At 68.3% G+C, this 15,961-nt stretch carries 14 protein-coding genes; 8 read left to right on the top strand and 6 right to left on the bottom strand.

Translation table 11 applies throughout. From position 1 onward, the window contains the following. Positions 1–54 precede the first annotated feature (54 nt). From AB0C38_RS10345 to AB0C38_RS10360, 4 genes are read left to right on the top strand one after another with little or no spacing between them, the layout of a single operon-like run. The gene (locus tag AB0C38_RS10345; RefSeq protein WP_360669682.1) at positions 55–723 is read left to right on the top strand and encodes a DJ-1/PfpI family protein; all 669 of its coding nucleotides are present in this window, start codon (positions 55–57) and stop codon (positions 721–723) included. Further along, positions 716–1,726: an ABC transporter substrate-binding protein gene (locus AB0C38_RS10350; protein ID WP_360669685.1), complete on the top strand. Its 1,011-nt coding sequence runs from the start codon at positions 716–718 to the stop codon at positions 1,724–1,726. The genes AB0C38_RS10345 and AB0C38_RS10350 overlap by 8 nt, the downstream gene beginning before the upstream one ends. Further along, positions 1,723–2,793, top strand: coding sequence for an iron ABC transporter permease (locus AB0C38_RS10355; protein ID WP_360669688.1), 1,071 nt, complete (start codon positions 1,723–1,725; stop codon positions 2,791–2,793). The genes AB0C38_RS10350 and AB0C38_RS10355 overlap by 4 nt, the downstream gene beginning before the upstream one ends. Continuing rightward, positions 2,790–3,554, top strand: a complete 765-nt coding sequence (locus AB0C38_RS10360; RefSeq protein WP_360669691.1) for an ABC transporter ATP-binding protein — start codon at positions 2,790–2,792, stop codon at positions 3,552–3,554. Before AB0C38_RS10355 ends, AB0C38_RS10360 begins: the two co-directional genes overlap by 4 nt. 82 nt (positions 3,555–3,636) lie before the next feature. Here AB0C38_RS10360 and AB0C38_RS10365 read toward each other — a convergent pair whose 3' ends face one another. Then, a complete protein-coding gene (locus tag AB0C38_RS10365) occupies positions 3,637–4,197 on the bottom strand; it encodes a hypothetical protein (protein ID WP_360669694.1) in 561 nt (186 codons plus the stop codon). Positions 4,198–4,313: 116 nt separating this feature from the next. Here AB0C38_RS10365 and AB0C38_RS10370 point away from each other — a divergent pair, with 116 nt between their 5' ends. Then, positions 4,314–4,610, top strand: a complete 297-nt coding sequence (locus AB0C38_RS10370) for a hypothetical protein (RefSeq protein WP_360669697.1) — start codon at positions 4,314–4,316, stop codon at positions 4,608–4,610. Between the two features lie 308 nt (positions 4,611–4,918). Here AB0C38_RS10370 and AB0C38_RS10375 read toward each other — a convergent pair whose 3' ends face one another. The 3 genes from AB0C38_RS10375 to AB0C38_RS10385 are packed head-to-tail and all read right to left on the bottom strand — an operon-like array spanning position 4,919 to position 7,112. Beyond that, positions 4,919–5,344, bottom strand: a complete 426-nt coding sequence (locus AB0C38_RS10375; protein ID WP_360669700.1) for a hypothetical protein — start codon at positions 5,342–5,344, stop codon at positions 4,919–4,921. Between the two features lie 15 nt (positions 5,345–5,359). Beyond that, entirely contained in the window at positions 5,360–6,349 is a 990-nt protein-coding gene (locus AB0C38_RS10380; RefSeq protein ID WP_360669703.1) for a helix-turn-helix domain-containing protein, read from the bottom strand. Positions 6,350–6,353: 4 nt separating this feature from the next. Beyond that, entirely contained in the window at positions 6,354–7,112 is a 759-nt protein-coding gene (locus tag AB0C38_RS10385; protein ID WP_360669706.1) for an NAD(P)H-binding protein, read from the bottom strand. Positions 7,113–7,817: 705 nt separating this feature from the next. On the opposite strand from AB0C38_RS10385, the gene AB0C38_RS10390 reads away from it, so the two are divergent. Beyond that, complete coding sequence (locus tag AB0C38_RS10390; RefSeq protein WP_360669709.1) at positions 7,818–11,135, top strand: discoidin domain-containing protein; 3,318 nt, start codon at positions 7,818–7,820, stop codon at positions 11,133–11,135. 76 nt (positions 11,136–11,211) lie between these two features. Here AB0C38_RS10390 and AB0C38_RS10395 read toward each other — a convergent pair whose 3' ends face one another. Next, positions 11,212–12,177 (bottom strand): hypothetical protein, encoded by a 966-nt coding sequence (locus tag AB0C38_RS10395; protein ID WP_360669712.1) that lies wholly within the window; start codon positions 12,175–12,177, stop codon positions 11,212–11,214. 292 nt (positions 12,178–12,469) lie between these two features. Between AB0C38_RS10395 and AB0C38_RS10400 the strand changes: the two genes are divergently transcribed. Continuing rightward, a complete protein-coding gene (locus AB0C38_RS10400; protein ID WP_360669715.1) occupies positions 12,470–13,909 on the top strand; it encodes an aldehyde dehydrogenase in 1,440 nt (479 codons plus the stop codon). A gap of 76 nt (positions 13,910–13,985) precedes the next feature. Continuing rightward, positions 13,986–15,302 carry a helix-turn-helix domain-containing protein gene (locus AB0C38_RS10405; protein WP_360669718.1) on the top strand — a complete coding sequence of 439 codons (1,317 nt, stop codon included), beginning with the start codon at positions 13,986–13,988 and terminating at the stop codon, positions 15,300–15,302. Between the two features lie 4 nt (positions 15,303–15,306). Here the strand turns inward: AB0C38_RS10405 and AB0C38_RS10410 are convergent, their stop codons facing one another. Further along, positions 15,307–15,942 (bottom strand): TetR/AcrR family transcriptional regulator, encoded by a 636-nt coding sequence (locus tag AB0C38_RS10410; protein ID WP_360669721.1) that lies wholly within the window; start codon positions 15,940–15,942, stop codon positions 15,307–15,309. Positions 15,943–15,961: the final 19 nt, after the last annotated feature.

The raw sequence follows: 15,961 nt of genomic DNA on the forward strand, positions 1-15,961 counted from the left end.
GCCGGCCGTGCCGACGGTGTCCGGCCAGGGCCCGGCCCGGCACCATCGGAAACCATGACCACATCCCCACGCCCCATTCGGGTGGACGTCGTCCTCTTCGACGGCTGTGACGACCTCGACGTGTTCGGCCCGCTGGAAGCCCTGGGGATCGCCCGCAAGCGAGGCGCTCCGCTCGAGATCAGCATCGTTACGCTCGCCGCGCAGGAGTTTGTCGTCACCAACCACGGTGTCCGGATCATGCCCGGCGGCGAATATCGTCCTGGTGCCGACTACCTGGTCGTACCCGGTGGCGGCGCGGGTGGCTCGAGCGGTGTGGGGGCCCAGCTGAGCAGCGGTGACTGGTACGAACCGCTCGTGACGGCCATGGAGTCGGGAACCACCCTCGTGTCGGTGTGCACCGGCGCGCTCCTGCTCGCCGGGGCCGGTGTCCTCGGAACCCGGCCGGTATCGACCCACCACGCCTCGATGGAGCGCCTGCGCGGAATGGGAGCGAACGTCGTCGCCGAGCGTGTCGTCGACGCCGGCGACGTGATCAGTGCCGGCGGCATCACCAGCGGCATCGACCTCGGCCTGTGGCTGGTGGAGCGGATCGCGGGCCGCGAAGCCGCCGATCGGGCCGCGGAAGTCCTGGAGTACGAACGGTTCCGGCCCGCGGGAACTTCCGAGCCGGTCGCCCCGACTACTGCTGACGAGCAGAAGTCGAGAGGTGACCACCGTGCCTGATCCCCGTCCCCCGATCGTCCTGGCCATGGTGGGCGCGTGCCTGTTGGCCGCCGGCTGCAGCGCGGCTCCGGCGGCCGATGCACCGGCCACCGCGACATCGTCGCGCGCCGGCTCCGGGCAGGGCGGACGGCCGACTCCGGGGTGTCCGCCGTTACCGGTGCTGTCGGCGCCACCACAACGGATCGTCACGATGGACGGCGGTGCGGCGGCGATCCTGGTCGAGCTCGGGCTCGGCGACCGCATCGTCGGCACGGCCGCGACCGACTACTTCCTTCCGTTCTCCGGGGAACAGCGCGCGAAACTCGACAGCATCCCGGTCCTCGACCCTAACCGGGGAAGCACGGAAAAGGTGCTCGACGCTCGTCCGGACGTCGTGGTCGGCACTTCAAACCTCAGCTTCGGCGGGTTCGACGGCACCCCGACGGTCGAGGTGCTCGAAAAAGCAGGGGTCAAGGCGCTCGCTGCCTGCCAGACGCAGCCCTCCCCGGTCCGGGACATCGGCCAGACCACAAAATTCGTCACCGACGCGGCGACCGCACTCGGCGTACCGGACGCCGGCGCGAAGCTGGCCGACCGCATCCGGGCGGAGGCCGGAAACCCCGCTACCGGCGGAGATCCGGTGCCCATCCTGGTACTGACCGGGGTTCCGGCTCCGGGAACTCCCGTATCGACGCGGGGTGGCGGCACGCTCATCAACGGTGTCGTGGCCCAAGCCGGTGGCCGGAACCTCGCCGAGGACATCGCCGCCGCGTTCGCAGGGCTTAGCGCCGAGTCGATCGCCGAGCGCGATCCGCGGGCGATCGTCGTTCTGTCCGGTTTCGCCAAGACGTCCGACGCGGATCTGCTCGCGGGTGTTCGGGCGAGCCCGCTCCTGGCCGGGACGACTGCCGTCCGGGAGAACCGCATCGCTGTCCTCCCGCAGAGCATCGCGCTGACGCCGAGCGTCCTCAACGGACAAGCGGTCCGCTCGGTGACCGATCTGCTGAAGCGGCCCGCGGCATGACCGTACGGGTAGCGGCGCGCGACCGCCCGCCCTTGTTGCGCCGCGTGCCCCTGCCCGCGCTCGGTGTCGTCCTCGCTGCCGCGCTGGTCCTGTCCATGACGGTCGCGATCGGAATCGGCCCGGTGTCGGTGCCGGTCGGCGACGTCGTCGACGCGCTGACCCGGCACCTCGGCGGCTCCGGGGCGGCCGGACGCTACGACTTCATCGTTTGGGAACTGCGGGTCCCTCGCGTTCTGCAGGGCGCCTTCGTCGGTGCGGGCCTGGCAGTGGCCGGGCTGCTGACGCAGGCCATGACCGGCAACCCCCTGGGCGATCCGTACGTGCTCGGGTTGTCGTCCGGTGCCGCGGTCGGGGCGGTACTCGTCCTGACTACCGCCGGGTCGGCGGTGCTCGGTCTGCTCACCGTGCCGGCGGCCGCGTTCCTGGGAGCCCTCGCCGCCGCCGCGGTCGTCTTCGCTTTGGCGCGCGCCGGCACGCGGACCCCACCGGCACGCCTGGTCATGACCGGGATCGCACTGGCGCAGCTGCTGTCCGGCGTGGTCTCGTTCCTGCTGCTCACCACGCGCAACTCCAACGCCCAGCAGCAAGTCTTGTTCTGGCTCCTCGGCAGCCTGGCCGGGACGCAGTGGGCGTTGGGTACCGTCGGCGCGGTGGCGATCGGTCTCCTGATCGTCGCCGCCGCCGCTGTCTCGAGCCGCTTGAACCTGCTGGTTCTCGGGGATGACGGCGCGGCCGCGCTGGGCTTGAATTCGTCACGGCTGCGCCTCGTGCTGCTGGTGCTGGTGACGCTGCTGACCGGCACCGCGGTCGCGGTCGCCGGCAGTATCGGTTTCCTCGGGCTGGTGGTGCCCAACCTGACCAGGCTCCTGGTCGGCGCGGACCACCGCCGCGCCGTCCCGGTCGGTGCGTTGCTGGGCGCGTTGATTCTGGTCTGGGCGGACACCGCCGCACGAGTGGTGCTGGCTCCGACCGAGACGCCGATCGGAATCCTCACTGCGGTGTTCGGCGTACCGGTCTTCCTCCTGGTCCTGCGCCGCAGCGCGACCGGGACGGCGGGCCTCTCGTGAAGCTCGCGTTCGCCGGTGTCGGCGCCGGATACACGGACGTCCCGGCGGTCCGGGATGTCGACGTGAGCGTCGCGGAAGGCGAGTTCGTCGCGCTGGTCGGGCCGAACGGCAGCGGGAAGTCCACTTTGCTCAAAACCGTGTACCGGGCGCTCAAACCGTCGGCCGGGCAGGTGGTCCTCGGCGACGACGACCTGTGGCGCGCACCGCGACGCGATGTCGCACGCGCGGTCGCTGTCCTCGGCCAGGACCAGCCGGGCGGCTTCGACTTCACGGTCCGGGAGGCTGTCGCCCTCGGCCGCTACCCGCATCACGGTCCGTTCGCCCGGCTCGGGCCGGCGGACGCGAAGATCGTGGACGAGGCCCTCGAGCGCTGCGGCTGCGGGCACCTGGCTGACCGGTCACTGGCGACGCTGTCGGGCGGCGAGCGGCAACGGGTCCTGTTCGCACGTGCGCTCGCGCAACGGCCACGGCTGCTGGTGTTGGACGAGCCGACGAACCACCTGGATCCCCGGCATCAGATCGCCGTGCTGGAACTGGCCACGTCCCTGGGGGTCACCGTGCTCGCGGCTCTGCATTCCCTCGACCTTGCCGCGCAGTACGCGGACACGGTGCTCGTGCTGGACGCGGGGCGGATTCACCGGTCGGGCCCGCCTCGAGATGTCTTCGAGCCCCAGGTGCTGCGCGAGGTGTTCGGCGTCGGCGGGACACTCGTCGACGACCCGGTGACGGGCGCGGCCAGACTGCTGCTGCGTCCGTTGTGAGTCGGTCCGGCTCGCTGGCCGCAGCTCTGCATACAGGGCAACGGGGCTGCCCGAGTAGATCCATCGGCCACAGGCAGCTTCTTCAAATCGCCGCGTCACCGCGTCGTCGGTAGCGCCGTGCGAGACTCCAGCACGAGCGGCAGGGAACCTGTTCCCGGTCGAGGGGAGCGGCAGCTGCGATGAGGAAGCCCTCGGCTCGTTGCGGCATGCGCCACCTCAACAGATGCATGGCGTGCAGCAGGACGAGCCGCGCACACAGGATCGCGTCGGCTCCTTTGGGGACCCAGAGGTCTTCGTGTCGAAGTGGACGTAACGGGTCTTCGCGGACGCGGATCACGGTCAAGCGGTACTCGGAGAGCAGTTCAGCCTTTTCCCGGTCACTGCGCTCGCGTCCGCGATGCCAGTATGCGCCGTCGTATTCGACGATAAGGCCGTGACTGTCGATGTTGAACATCATGTCGACCTTGCGGCCGAAGAAGTTCCAATGCTGGACGCCGTCGCCCAGAACGTAGTTCAGCTGGTTGAAGAGTTCAGCCTCGAGCTTCGACGTCCCTGGCACCGGATCCACTTGGCAGACGCCCGGCGGGCATCGCGTCTTGTAGCGGCCGACGCCGGCCCCTCCCCAGTTCGGCATGATCGACATGGTGCCAGTGTGGTGGCAAACGCGTGCTCGGTTCTGAGAGATTCGCATGACCGGCCCCGCGAAACATCAGGAGTGCCTCGCGCGATGCCTCTCGCATGAGACTCGGACCGGGCGGCATGCTGGCCGTCTTCGTCGCGATCATGAGCCTGCTGGTGCTCGTGGTCTTCGGTGCCGGCTACAACCGCGAAACCGATTGGTGGGCATCCGCCGGCCAGTGGGTCGGCGGTCTGGGCTCCATCGCCGCGGCCATCGTTCTGTGTGGATCGCGCTCGAAGGATGGGAGCGCGCTCGGCGCGAACGTGAAGACGACCGGCGGCAAGAACAGGCTTCGAAGTTCGCAGTCTGGATCGACCTCAGGTGTCCACCAGCTCGGTCCTGCCCGTCCAGGATGTCCGTGTCAGGGTCAGCCTTGACGTTCCGATGGCCGGAAGCGGATTCGAGGAAAGGCAGCTGACAGTGTGCCCCACATCGAGCCCGACAGTCTTCCGAAACGAACCGACGAGGTTGCGAGATTTCATCGAAGACGCGGTGTCGGAGTACAGGCCGCTCCTGCGTGATTTGCTGATACCCGAGGCGCCGACGAGTCTGGTCTGGACGAGAACCTCACCCGGTACATGCTGCTCCTGACCCAGGTGACGGTCACTTTCGTCGACAGCCAGGGAATCCAATGGTCGCGTGCGCCCGGAGGCACGTTGCGTAGCGTCCGCTACCGTGCCCGCGATTAGGCCGCGCCTGCGGTCGCGCCGGCCTGACGTCGGTCACGCAGTATGGCCAACAAGACCGGAACCAGACCGAGGATCGCGACGAAGGCGTTGGCAACGTTCAGGAGGATCGTCTGGGCGACGGTCGGAGGCTCCGTGTTGAACAGGTGGTAGAAGAAGTGGGGCACCTGCCAGATCGAGAACGCCAGCGCAGCCGGCACGACGTAGTGGGTTTTCGGCTTCACCAGAGCGATCCCCAGCAGCAGTGCGATACCCAGCGTTGCGCCGCCGAAGTCGTGGGAGAGGTGGTCGCTGAATGGCGGGTTCAGGTCCACGGTGGGGAAGTTGTCGTAGAAGCTGCGGGGCGCGATCTGGTTCCACCCGCCCACGATCAGCTGCTCGTAGAACGGGATCACCAGCGTCAGCCGGATGGCGAGGTTGTTCATCGGGGTCCTTTCGGCTCATGCCGGAACTGCGGTGAGGTGCCGGTGAGTGCGGCGGTAGCGGGCCGGCGTCGTCCCGGTCGCGGTGGTGAAGTGAGTCCGGAACATCTCGTCGGAACCGAAGCCGACGTCCCGGGCGATCAGGCCGATCGGGCGGTCGCCGATCTCCAGCAGTCGGCGGGCCTGGGTGATGCGCCGCCCGGTGAGCCAGGCCATCACCGTCATCCCCGTCTCGGCCTGGAAGCGACGCGTCAACGTGCGCACGCTGACGCCGGCGTGGGCGGCTATCGAGCCGAGCGTGTGCGAGTCCGCGAGGTTCTCCTGCAGCCAGTTCCGGGTGCGATCGAGGGAGTCACCGGCGAAGCCGACGGGCCGGCTGAGTACCTGCGGCTGGTCGCCCTCACGATGGGGGGCGCTTACGAGGAACCGGGCGATCGTGTCGGCCGCCGTGGTTCCCAGGTCGGCGCGCAGCACGTGCAGGCACAGATCGACGCCGGCCAGCAAGCCCGCCGAGGTGAGGATCCGGCCGTCGTCGATGTAGAGCCGGTCTTCGCGGACGTCCACCTGCGGGTATCGGCGGCGTAGCTCTGTCGCACAGCGCCAGTGGGTGGTCGCCGGTCGCCCGTCGAGCAACCCGGCGGCCGCCAGTACGAACGCCCCGATGCAGATCGACATGATCCGCGTGCCCCGTGCGCCCGCGGCTCGCAGTGCCGCACGCACGTCGGCCGATAGCGGCTCGGTGACCGGCTGCCGGCCCGGGACGATCACGGTGTCGGCGTCCGCCATCGCGGACAGCGGTTCGACCTGGGTCGCCACCAGCCCGGCGCCGACCGGTGGTTCAGGATCGGGCCCGACCAGCGTCACGGAGTACGGGTTGCGCAACCGCGGCACCTCGGCGGTGACGAAGGCCGGCCACGGGCCGAAGACCTCCAGAGGCACCGCCAGGTCCACACCGACCGTGCCAGGGAGAACGAGGATTGCCACCCGATGGGGCTTGGTCGGGTTCATCGCTTCAGGCTCGCTCGGCGTGTTGCTCGACCTGCCGCACGTACTCGGCGAAGGTGCGGGTGCCTTCGCGGTGCTTGCCGACGGGCAGCAGACCGCCGCTGGTCATCGCCTTACCGACTGCACCAGGCATCCGGATGGGCACGACGATCTTCCGTACGCCGCGCGCCTTGATCAGTCGGCGGGCCATGTCGACCATCTGCAGCTGGTCGGGCCCGGCGAGGGGCGGCAGGTAGCCGGCCGGGCTCTGTCCGACCTGCGCGACGAGGGCGCGCGCGATATCGGACGCGGCGACCGGCTGGGTCAGCTGGCACGGCACCGGCACGAACGGGCCATAGGCGTCATCGATCAGCGGGTCGGGAAACTCCTGGAACTGCGTGGCGCGCAGAATGGTCCACGGCACGCGGCCGGTCCGGACGCGTTCCTCCTGCGCGCGCTTGCCGGCGTAGTAGCCGAGTTCGACATCGTCGATCCCGACGATGGACAGCGTGATGATCTGGCGGATGCCCGCCTTCGCACCCTCTTCGACGAGGTTGCGTGCGGCGCCGTCGAAGAACTCGACCGCCGCCTTCTTCCGCACCGTGACGATGTTGCTCACGTCGATGAGCTCCTCGCAGCCGGCGAGTGCGGCGGCGAGGCCGTTTCCCGTGATGAGGTCGATGCCCAGTGAACGTGCCAGGATGACGGGCTCGTGCCCGGCCTCGGTCAGCTCGCGGACCACCAGTTTGCCCATCAGACCGGTTCCGCCGGCCACTGCCACTCGCATCCGTTGCCCCTTCGTCTCGTGTCGGTCTCCCACCAGACCGGGTGGCCCGGTGGAACGTGACAGCCTGCGTCGGCCGTCACAGCGGATGGTGTCGTCGGAAGCGGCGCTCCGTGAACTGGACCACCCGGATGGGTAAAGCCCGGGCTGACCTGACCACGTTTCGGGTCCGGTTCTCGCGCCACTTGCTGGACCAGTGCGAAACCGCGCCGGAGACAGAGGGCATACGTTTTCGCAGGTCGCGTGACATCGATGTCAATCACGAGGATTCTTGTCTGCTTTGTCGCCTTGACCTGCTGGCGAGCGACCCGGATTCTTCCTGGCAACGTTGTCACCCACCGTCATCGTCGACGCCGGCCGCACGCGTCCGATGACGGACTGCAGAGCGGAGTCACCATGGCCCAGGACCTCACCGGCAGATCTGACGAGTCGGCGGTTTCGCGGCGGCACCTCCTGACGACCGGTACCGGTCTGTTGGCCGGCTTCGGCTTGGCCGCGTTGCTTCCAGGCGTGGCCACGGCGGCGCCTGGGGATCCGGTTGCGGTCGATGCGACACGGGCGAACGACCTAGCGCTGTTCCGGCCCGTCCAAGTCTCTTCGACCGACTACGCCGCGACTCCAGCCGAATTCGCCGTTGATGGGCTCGCCCAGGTCGGCGCACAGGGCTCGGGCTGGCGGGCGGCCTCGGGGGACGGGCAATGGATCATCGTGGACCTGCAGGGGCGCTGTCAGGTCAGCTCGGTGGTGCTGACCTTCGAAGCCCGACCGGGTGATCCCGCCTTCGACGCGGGGGCGTCCCGGAGCCACACCACCGGAACTGAGGTCCTCTCCAGCTACGCAACCGTGTTCGACCTCGACGTCTCGCTGGACGGCCGGTCGTGGCGGACGGTGTACTCGACGGACACCGGCGCCGGGGGTGTGGTGACGATCCCGCTGGCCGGCGCCGTGTCCGCGCGCTGGGTGCGGTTCTCTGCCTCACAGCGATCGACGACCAACCCCCTCGGGTTGAACGGGTTCCAGGTCTACGGCACCAGCCGGGACAACCGGCCCGCCGCGCGCGGCTGGACCAGCTTCCCGGTACGCGACCACGATCGGGCGCCCGCGCTGTCCGTGGTCTCCGACGGCACCGTTCCGCTCGAGTCCGGCTGGGCGCTGACCATGCAGGACTGGGCGCCGAGCACGGACGGGGCGGTGCTGTCCGGTGCGAACGTCGACACGCGCGGCTGGCTGCCGGCGACCGTGCCGGGCACCGTGCTGGCGTCGCTGGTCGAGCAGGGCCAGCTGCCGGATCCCGTCTTCGGGATGAACAACATGCACATCCCCGAGGCCCTTTCCCGGCACAGCTGGTGGTACCGCCGGGTGTTCGGCATCCCGCGCGGTCTCGACACGTCGGCCGGTCGGCACGTCTGGCTCGAGTTCGACGGGATCAACCACGAGGCCCAGGTCTGGCTCAACGGCGCGAACCTCGGCACGCTGAGTCACCCGTTCGGGCGCGGTGTTCTCGACGTCACGGCGGCCCTGCGCCGCTCCGGCGACCAGGCGCTGGCCGTGAAGATTTCGCCCATGCCATTGCCAGGCAGCCCCGGAGACAAGAGCGTGGCGGGCTACGGCTTCGTCGCCGCCGACAGCACGATGTTCCAGAACTCGCCGACCTACCTCGCGGTGTCCGGCTGGGACTGGATGCCCGCGGTGCGCGACCGCGCGTCGGGAATCTGGGACCACGTGCGCCTGCGGTCCACCGGCGCCGCCGTGCTCGGCGACGTCCGCGTCGACACGAAGCTGCCGAACCTGCCCGACACCGGCGCCGCGGAGGTCACCCTGACAGTGCCGGTCCGCAATGCGGCCGCCACGGCCCAGCGGGTCAAGGTCACCGCGGCGTTCGAGAAGGTGAACGTCTCGGCGACGGTGACCGTGCCGGCCGGGCAGGCGATCGACGTCGTCTTCGCCCCGTCGGCGTTCCCGCAGCTGCGGATGAAGAATCCGAAGCTGTGGTGGCCCAACGGCTACGGCGACCCGACGCTCCACGACCTGACGGTGAACGCGGCGATCGGCGCGTCGGTCAGTGACAAGCGGAACATCAAGATCGGGCTGCGGCAGATGGGGTATCAGTACGACCTACCCATCGTCATTCGCGCCAACCGCGCGACCCAGACGGTCGACTTGGCGCCGCAGACCGCGCGGTACGTGCGGATGCAGGGCCTCAAGCGGGCGACGAGCTGGGGCTTCTCGCTGTGGACGATGGCCGTCGTCGACAGCAAGACTCCGAGTACGGATCTGGCACAGGGCAAGACGGCGACGTCGTCCTCAGTGGCTGACGGCAACCCGCCCGAGCGGGCCTTCGACGGCGACCCGGACAGTCGCTGGACGTCCGGTTACGACGACAACCAGTGGCTGCAGGTCGACCTCGGCGCCGTGACGTCGTTCGACCAGGTCGTGCTGACCTGGGAAACCGCGTATGCCCTGACATTCAAGATCCAGGTGTCACAGGACGGCGAGACCTGGATCGACGCCGCGTCGGTGGACAACAGCCCGAAGCCACTGACCTTCGTCGTCAACGGCGTCAAGGTGTTCGCCCGAGGCGGCGCCTGGGGCTGGGACGAGCTGCTGCGCCGGATGCCGGCTGAGCGGGCCGACGCGGTCGTGGCGATGCACCGGGACATGAACTTCACGCTGATCCGCAACTGGGTCGGTTCCTCGTATCGGGAGGAGCTGTTCGCGGCTTGCGACAAGTACGGCATTCTGCTTTGGAACGAGTTCTGGCTGGGCTGGTCGGGTGATCCGGCGAACCACGACATCTTCCTGGCGCAGGCGAAGGACACCGTGCTGCGCTACCGCCACCACGCCTGCGCCACGGTCTGGTTCGGCTGCAACGAGGGCAGCCCGCCGACCGTGATCGACGACGCGCTGCGAGAGATCGTCACCACGAACACTGACCTGCTCTACCAGAGTAACTCCGCCGGAGGCGTGATCACCGGCGACGGGCCGTATCGCTGGCTGGACCCGAAGCAGTACTTCACGGGCGAGGCGACCGGAGGCAAGTACGGGTTCTGGAGCGAGATCGGCTTGCCGGGCGTGTCGGTGGTCGAGAGCATGCGCAACCTGGTCGGGAAGGACGACCCGGGCTGGCCGATCGGCGCCTCCTGGTTCTTGCACGACTGGTCGACGAAGGGCAATCAGTCACCGCAGGGTTACCTGGCGGCGATCGACGCGCGGCTCGCGCCCTCGTCCAGCCTGGCGGAGTTCTGCCGCAAGGCGCAGTTCGTCAACTACGAGAGCATGCGCGCGATCTTCGAAGGGTGGAACACCAGGCTGTGGAACGACGCCACCGGTGTGCTGCTGTGGATGTCGCACCCGGCGTGGCACAGCACGGTGTGGCAGACCTACGACTACGACCTCGATGTCAACGGCAGTTACTACGGTGCGCGCAAGGGCTGCGAGCACCACCACGTCCAAGCTGACCTGTCGACATGGCAGGTGACGGCGGTCAACCACACGCCGAGCGCCCTGAGTGGAGCCGTGGTCACGGCGCAGCTGCTCGGCCTGGACGGCAAGAGCCTCGCGGCACCGCAGCGGCAAACCGTCGATGTGGCACCGGTCGCGGCCGGCAAGGCGTTCGTGGTGCCGTTCGCCGACGCTCTGCCTGCTCTCCACCTGCTGCGGCTGACCCTGACCGACGCGCACGGTGCCGTGCTGTCGGAGAACACCTACTGGAGGTACCGGACCGACACCGCGATGCGTGGTCTCAATCAGCTCTCCCGCACGCAACTCTCGGCCGACCTGCGCTCGTCCGGAAAGGACGGTTACACCGCGACGATCCGCAACACCGGTCGGACGGTGGCCGCCATGGTCCGGTTGTCGCTGCGGGAGCGGAACGGGACTGACCGCGTGCTCCCGACGTTGTACGGCGACAACTACTTCTGGTTGCTGCCAGGGGAGAGTCGCGTAGTGGGGATCAACCCTCAGCGGACAGTGAAGCAGCCGCGGTTGTCCGTCGAGGCGTACAACGTGCCGGCGAAGCTGACCTGACTTGCTCTGACGAACGGATCTTCCGCCTCGGTGGGCGGCGCTGCGTCCTGGAGCGACGCCGCCCACCGAGCCGGGATCACTTCTTGTAGACCTGCTTGTAGAACACCTGGTGGTTGAGGCCCGTGAGGATCAGGAACGCGAGGTTGGCGAGCACCGTGATGGAGGGCTGGGTCAGCGCCTGCCAATGCGTGGACTCGTCAGACCACTGTTCGAAACCGCCGGAGCGGTTGACGGTCGTCAAGTGCAGGTGGCCGGCGGTGTCGCGACCGACGATGATCATGTCACCGTTCGCCGTCGCGGCGATGGTCGGAGAACTGGCGACCGTGACATCCCGCACCCGCGACCACGGAGTCCACTGAGGCTGACCGAAGTGCTGGTAGGAAAGGTAGACGCGGTTGTCGCTCTGTCCCCGGATGACAGCGGCGAATTCGCCGAACACGGGGTTGTACGTCACCGTCGGCGCCGACGGACTGTTCCCCCCGTTGATCTGCGCGGCAGCCTGCCACTGGCCGGAACCGAAGTCGAACCAGCTCTGGAAGACCCGGGTGTCGTTTCCGGAGCCCCGGTACACCATCATGATGCCCTGGTTGGTCGCCACAGCCGACACCGACTGGTTCGTGGTCTGTCCGCCGATCCGGGTCCACGGGCCCCACGTGCCCGGCGCGCCGCGGATGAGTTCGGGCCGTTGGGTCGTCCGTGACCAGTAGATGTTGCCATCGATGCCCGTGTGGAAGGCGGCGTAGCCTTCGCGGGTCGTGATCACCCTGGGTGCGACCTGCGTGTTGGCGACGCCGACTCGGAACGCCGCGCCGTGGTTGAAGCTGAACCACACAAAATCGTTGTTCCGGTAGACCTGGACGAGCTCCGTGCCGTGGCTGGCCTCGTCCATCGTGTCGCTCGAGTAGAGGTCGTTACCACCGACCTTCTCCGGTTGCCACGAGTTGCTCTCGCCTGGCGGGTTGGCGAGAGCGGCAGGCGCATTGGTGAGTGAGACCGCGGTCGCGACGGCAACTGCCGCTGCCGTCAACTGCCAGCGCTTCATAAAAGTGCGCAAGGTTATTCCTTCCGTTGAGAAGGTGAGTGAATGAGATATTTCCTGAAACGGAACCTGTGTTCCCGCGGACTTCAAGGTATCTCCGATGAAGGCTCGTCACAATTTAGAGTGGCGTAGCCTACAAAGAAGAAATCAAATGTCACCTGGAATCGGCGATCTCCGCGTTGTCAGTGCAGTCTGGTGAGCGGAATTTGTGACGTGAGCGCAGGCGGCGACCTGTGGCGCCGTGTGATCGTGAGGTGGAGCGGTCCGCCGCGAACCCGAGAAAAGGTGACACGACATGCTGGTACACGAAGGCCTCTACATCGGTGGCGAATGGCGCACCGCGGCGGACAACCCTTCGATCGAAGTGCGCTCGCCGAGCACTGAGGAGCTCATCGGCTCGGTGCCGGCCGCGACCCCGGGAGACGTCGACGCCGCTGTCGCCGCGGCGAGACGAGCTCTGCGCTCGGCGGAGTGGGCCGGACTCGACCCCGAGCGCCGGGCCGAGCTGATCACCCGCTTCGCCGACGAACTGGTCGCCGACCTCAGTGAGCGGGCTGCCCTGACCAGCAAACAGAACGGCATGCCGATCTCCGTCGCGCTCCCCGCGGAAGGAGAACTGCCGGTCGGGCTCCTGCGCTACTACGCGGAAATGATCCGCAACCAGCCGGTCGAGGAGTGCCGGCCCCGGCTGGATGGTCGCGGGACGACCGTCGTCCGGCGGGAGCCGGTGGGCGTCGTCGCGGCGATCGTGCCGTGGAACTTCCCGCAGACGCTCACCATGTTCAAACTCGCCCCGGCCCTGGCTGCGGGGTGCACTGTGGTGCTTAAACCGTCGCCGGAGACCGTCCTCGACGCGTTCGAGCTCGCCGCGGCCGCCGACCGTGCCGGTCTGCCCCCGGGTGTGCTGAACGTCGTCCCTGGCGGGGCCGATATCGGGTCCTACCTCGTCGCGCACCCGGGAGTGGACAAGGTCGCCTTCACTGGCTCGACCGCCGCGGGCCGGAGCATCGGCGAAGTCTGTGGGAGGCTCCTGCGCCCGGTCACCCTGGAGCTCGGCGGGAAGTCGGCGGCGATCGTCGTCGACGACGCGGACGTGGCGGCCATGGCGCAGCGCCTGGCCGGTGTATCCCTGCTCAACAACGGCCAGACTTGCTACATCTCGACGAGGATCCTCGCGCCGCGAAGTCGCTACGACGAAGTCGTCGACGCGGTCGCGGGGCTGGCCGACTCGCTGACGGTCGGGGAGCCGCTCGCCCGCACGACCCAGATCGGGCCGATGGTCAGCAGCCGTCACCGCGATCGTGTCGAGTCCTACATCGCCCTAGGTGTTTCCGAAGGCGCCAAGATGGTCGCCGGCGGCGATCGTCCGGACATCGACCGAGGCTGGTTCGTGCGGCCGACGGTGTTCGCGGGTGTGGACGCCGGTTCACGGATCGCCCGTGAGGAGATCTTCGGGCCGGTCCTGGTGGTGCTGCCCTACGACGAGCTCGACGAAGCTGTCGTACTGGCCAACGACTCGGACTACGGCCTGGGCGGTACGGTGTGGACGTCCGATGTGGACAAGGGGATCGATCTCGCCCGGCGGATGGAGACCGGCAGTGTGGGTGTCAACTTCTATTCGCTCGACCCTGGCGCCCCGTTCGGTGGCTACAAGGACAGTGGGCTGGGTCGCGAACTCGGCCCCGAGGGCCTCACGGCTTACCAGCACCTGAAGTCCATTTATTTGCCGTTGTAGGACAACTTCCGCGGGGCGGGACCGAGGTGGCCCACAAAAATCAATGGACCGGTGTTCATTTTCTGGTCCAGTCGGCGTGGGTATTCACGTGGTTACAATCGATCACGTGAATTACTCTGCGGATCGCTCCTGGCTTCGCGCGCTGCGCCCGGACGACCAGAACATCCTTGCGGGCGCCGCGAGCCGGCCGGAGCTGGTGGCTGAGCTCTCCGAGATGATCGGCGAAGGCGCTGTGGGCTGGGCGGTCGAGCGCAGCGAGACGCTCTTCGAGCGGGTCGGCTGGACCGCGCCGTTCGGCGACTACCGGATGGCCCGCTCAGTGCCCGAGGCGATCGTGCTCAGTGCCGTGCTGTGCCTGTGCACCGGGCGACCAGTGACGGAGACCCTGCTTTCCGAGGCGACCAACGCGATCCGGCACGCCGTGCCGCGGGGACTCAGTGTCGAGCAGATCATGCAGGGTTTGCAGCGGACAGTGAACAACTTGACGGCGGAGCTGTTCGCCTTCGCCGATCGGACGCTTCCGAGCAACCGGATCACGCCGGCGGGCCGGCAGGCCGTTTCCGACCTGCTGGCCTGGCTGGACAGCCTGACCGAGATCCTTGTGGAGAACTTTTCGGCGGAGCGCCAGCGGTGGTTGGAGAGCGCCGCCTATGTGCGTCGAGACCTCGTCGAATCGGTGCTCGACGGCACCATCGACCGCGAGCCGTCGCTGGAGCGCCTTGGCTACGACCTTTCGCAACAGCATGTCGCCCTCATCCTGTGGGCATCGGACGGGAGTGAGCAGGATCCGCAGCTGCTCGAGCGGTCCGCGGTCCAGCTGCTCGACCAGGCGGGCTGCACGGCGCGGCTGCTGGTCTTCGTCGGCCCGGCGAAGCTGTGGGCCTGGGGCAGCCGAGCTCGCCAGGCCCCTCGTCGTCCGCAGGCCGCGCCCGACGTCACGGACTTCCGGGTGGCCGCGGGGCTGCCGGCCGGCGGCATCGCCGGGTTCCGGGAAAGCCACCGGCAAGCGGCGCTGGCCGAGCGGATGTCAAGGTTGCTGCCTCGGGAACGACGGCTCTTCGACTTCGCGGACCTGGATCTGCCGCTCCTGATGTCGGACGACCTGAGCCGGGCACGCGACTTCGTTCTGCGGCACCTGGGACCACTTTCCTCGCCCGACGACGCGTCGGCCGAGCTGAGGTCCACCGTGCAGGCATACCTCGAACACGCCCGTGGGGTCGGCGCCGCCGCCGAGCAGCTACACGTCGCGAAGAACACCGTCCTCTACCGGGTGCGCAAGGCTGAGCAGCTGCTGGACCGGTCGCTGAAGGAGGATCACCTCAGGCTGCAGGTGGCGCTGCACCTGGCGGAGACGATCGGTGCCCCGGTTCTCGCATCGGCCGAGGCCCGCTGACCTGTCAGTGGCCGCTGGTCAGCAGGTCCGCGATCGCGTCGGCGTGTCGCTCGATCTCGGCTTTGCGGAATGGTGCGTCGCCGAAGAGTCGCCGGGTCATGCCCTCGTTGGTGAAAGGTGCCGCGCCGCCCGTTGTGATCAGGAAGTACAGCGTGTGCAGCGGCACTCCCTCGAGCTGCCCGCGGCCGGTCATTTCCCGGTACGCCGGGAGGAACGTCTCGAGCATCGGCCGTACGAAGTGGTCGAGGAGGTACTCGAGACGTTCGCTCGGTTGGCGGGCTTCGTTGTTCATCACGCAGCCGAGATCCGGGTTGCCTGCGGCGAAGCTCACGAACGTCCGGATCATCGTGCGCAGTCGCTCCTTGGGAACGATGTCGGGCCGGTCCGACGCGGCGACCTGGGCGACCGCATTCCCGAAGCCCCAGTCGACGGCGGCGTACCAGACCCCGTCCTTCGAGCCGTACCGCTGGTGGACCACGTTGTGACTGACGCCGAGCTCGCGGTTGAGATCGCGGATGGACACGCCGTGGTAGCCCTGGACCGCGAAGGCGTGCAACGCCGCGGCCAGGATGCGCTCGGTGGATGCCGGGGCCGCCCCCTTGCGGGGGCGGCCGGGACGTCTCGGGCTCGCCTCGGTCACGCCGGAATCGTACTGAGCG

This window comes from Amycolatopsis sp. NPDC048633, assembly GCF_040650695.1.
Taxonomy (GTDB): Bacteria; Actinomycetota; Actinomycetes; order Mycobacteriales; family Pseudonocardiaceae; genus Amycolatopsis.

Bases quoted from the DNA above. Each gene is read 5' to 3' on its own strand.
- AB0C38_RS10355 (WP_360669688.1), top strand. From the start codon at position 1,723: ATGACCGTACGGGTAGCGGCGCGCGACCGCCCGCCCTTGTTGCGCCGC.
- AB0C38_RS10370 (WP_360669697.1), top strand. From the start codon at position 4,314: ATGCTGGCCGTCTTCGTCGCGATCATGAGCCTGCTGGTGCTCGTGGTC.
- AB0C38_RS10375 (WP_360669700.1), bottom strand. From the start codon at position 5,344: ATGAACAACCTCGCCATCCGGCTGACGCTGGTGATCCCGTTCTACGAG.
- AB0C38_RS10385 (WP_360669706.1), bottom strand. From the start codon at position 7,112: ATGCGAGTGGCAGTGGCCGGCGGAACCGGTCTGATGGGCAAACTGGTG.
- AB0C38_RS10365 (WP_360669694.1), bottom strand. From the start codon at position 4,197: ATGTCGATCATGCCGAACTGGGGAGGGGCCGGCGTCGGCCGCTACAAG.
- AB0C38_RS10395 (WP_360669712.1), bottom strand. From the start codon at position 12,177: ATGAAGCGCTGGCAGTTGACGGCAGCGGCAGTTGCCGTCGCGACCGCG.
- AB0C38_RS10400 (WP_360669715.1), top strand. From the start codon at position 12,470: ATGCTGGTACACGAAGGCCTCTACATCGGTGGCGAATGGCGCACCGCG.
- AB0C38_RS10345 (WP_360669682.1), top strand. From the start codon at position 55: ATGACCACATCCCCACGCCCCATTCGGGTGGACGTCGTCCTCTTCGAC.
- AB0C38_RS10380 (WP_360669703.1), bottom strand. From the start codon at position 6,349: ATGAACCCGACCAAGCCCCATCGGGTGGCAATCCTCGTTCTCCCTGGC.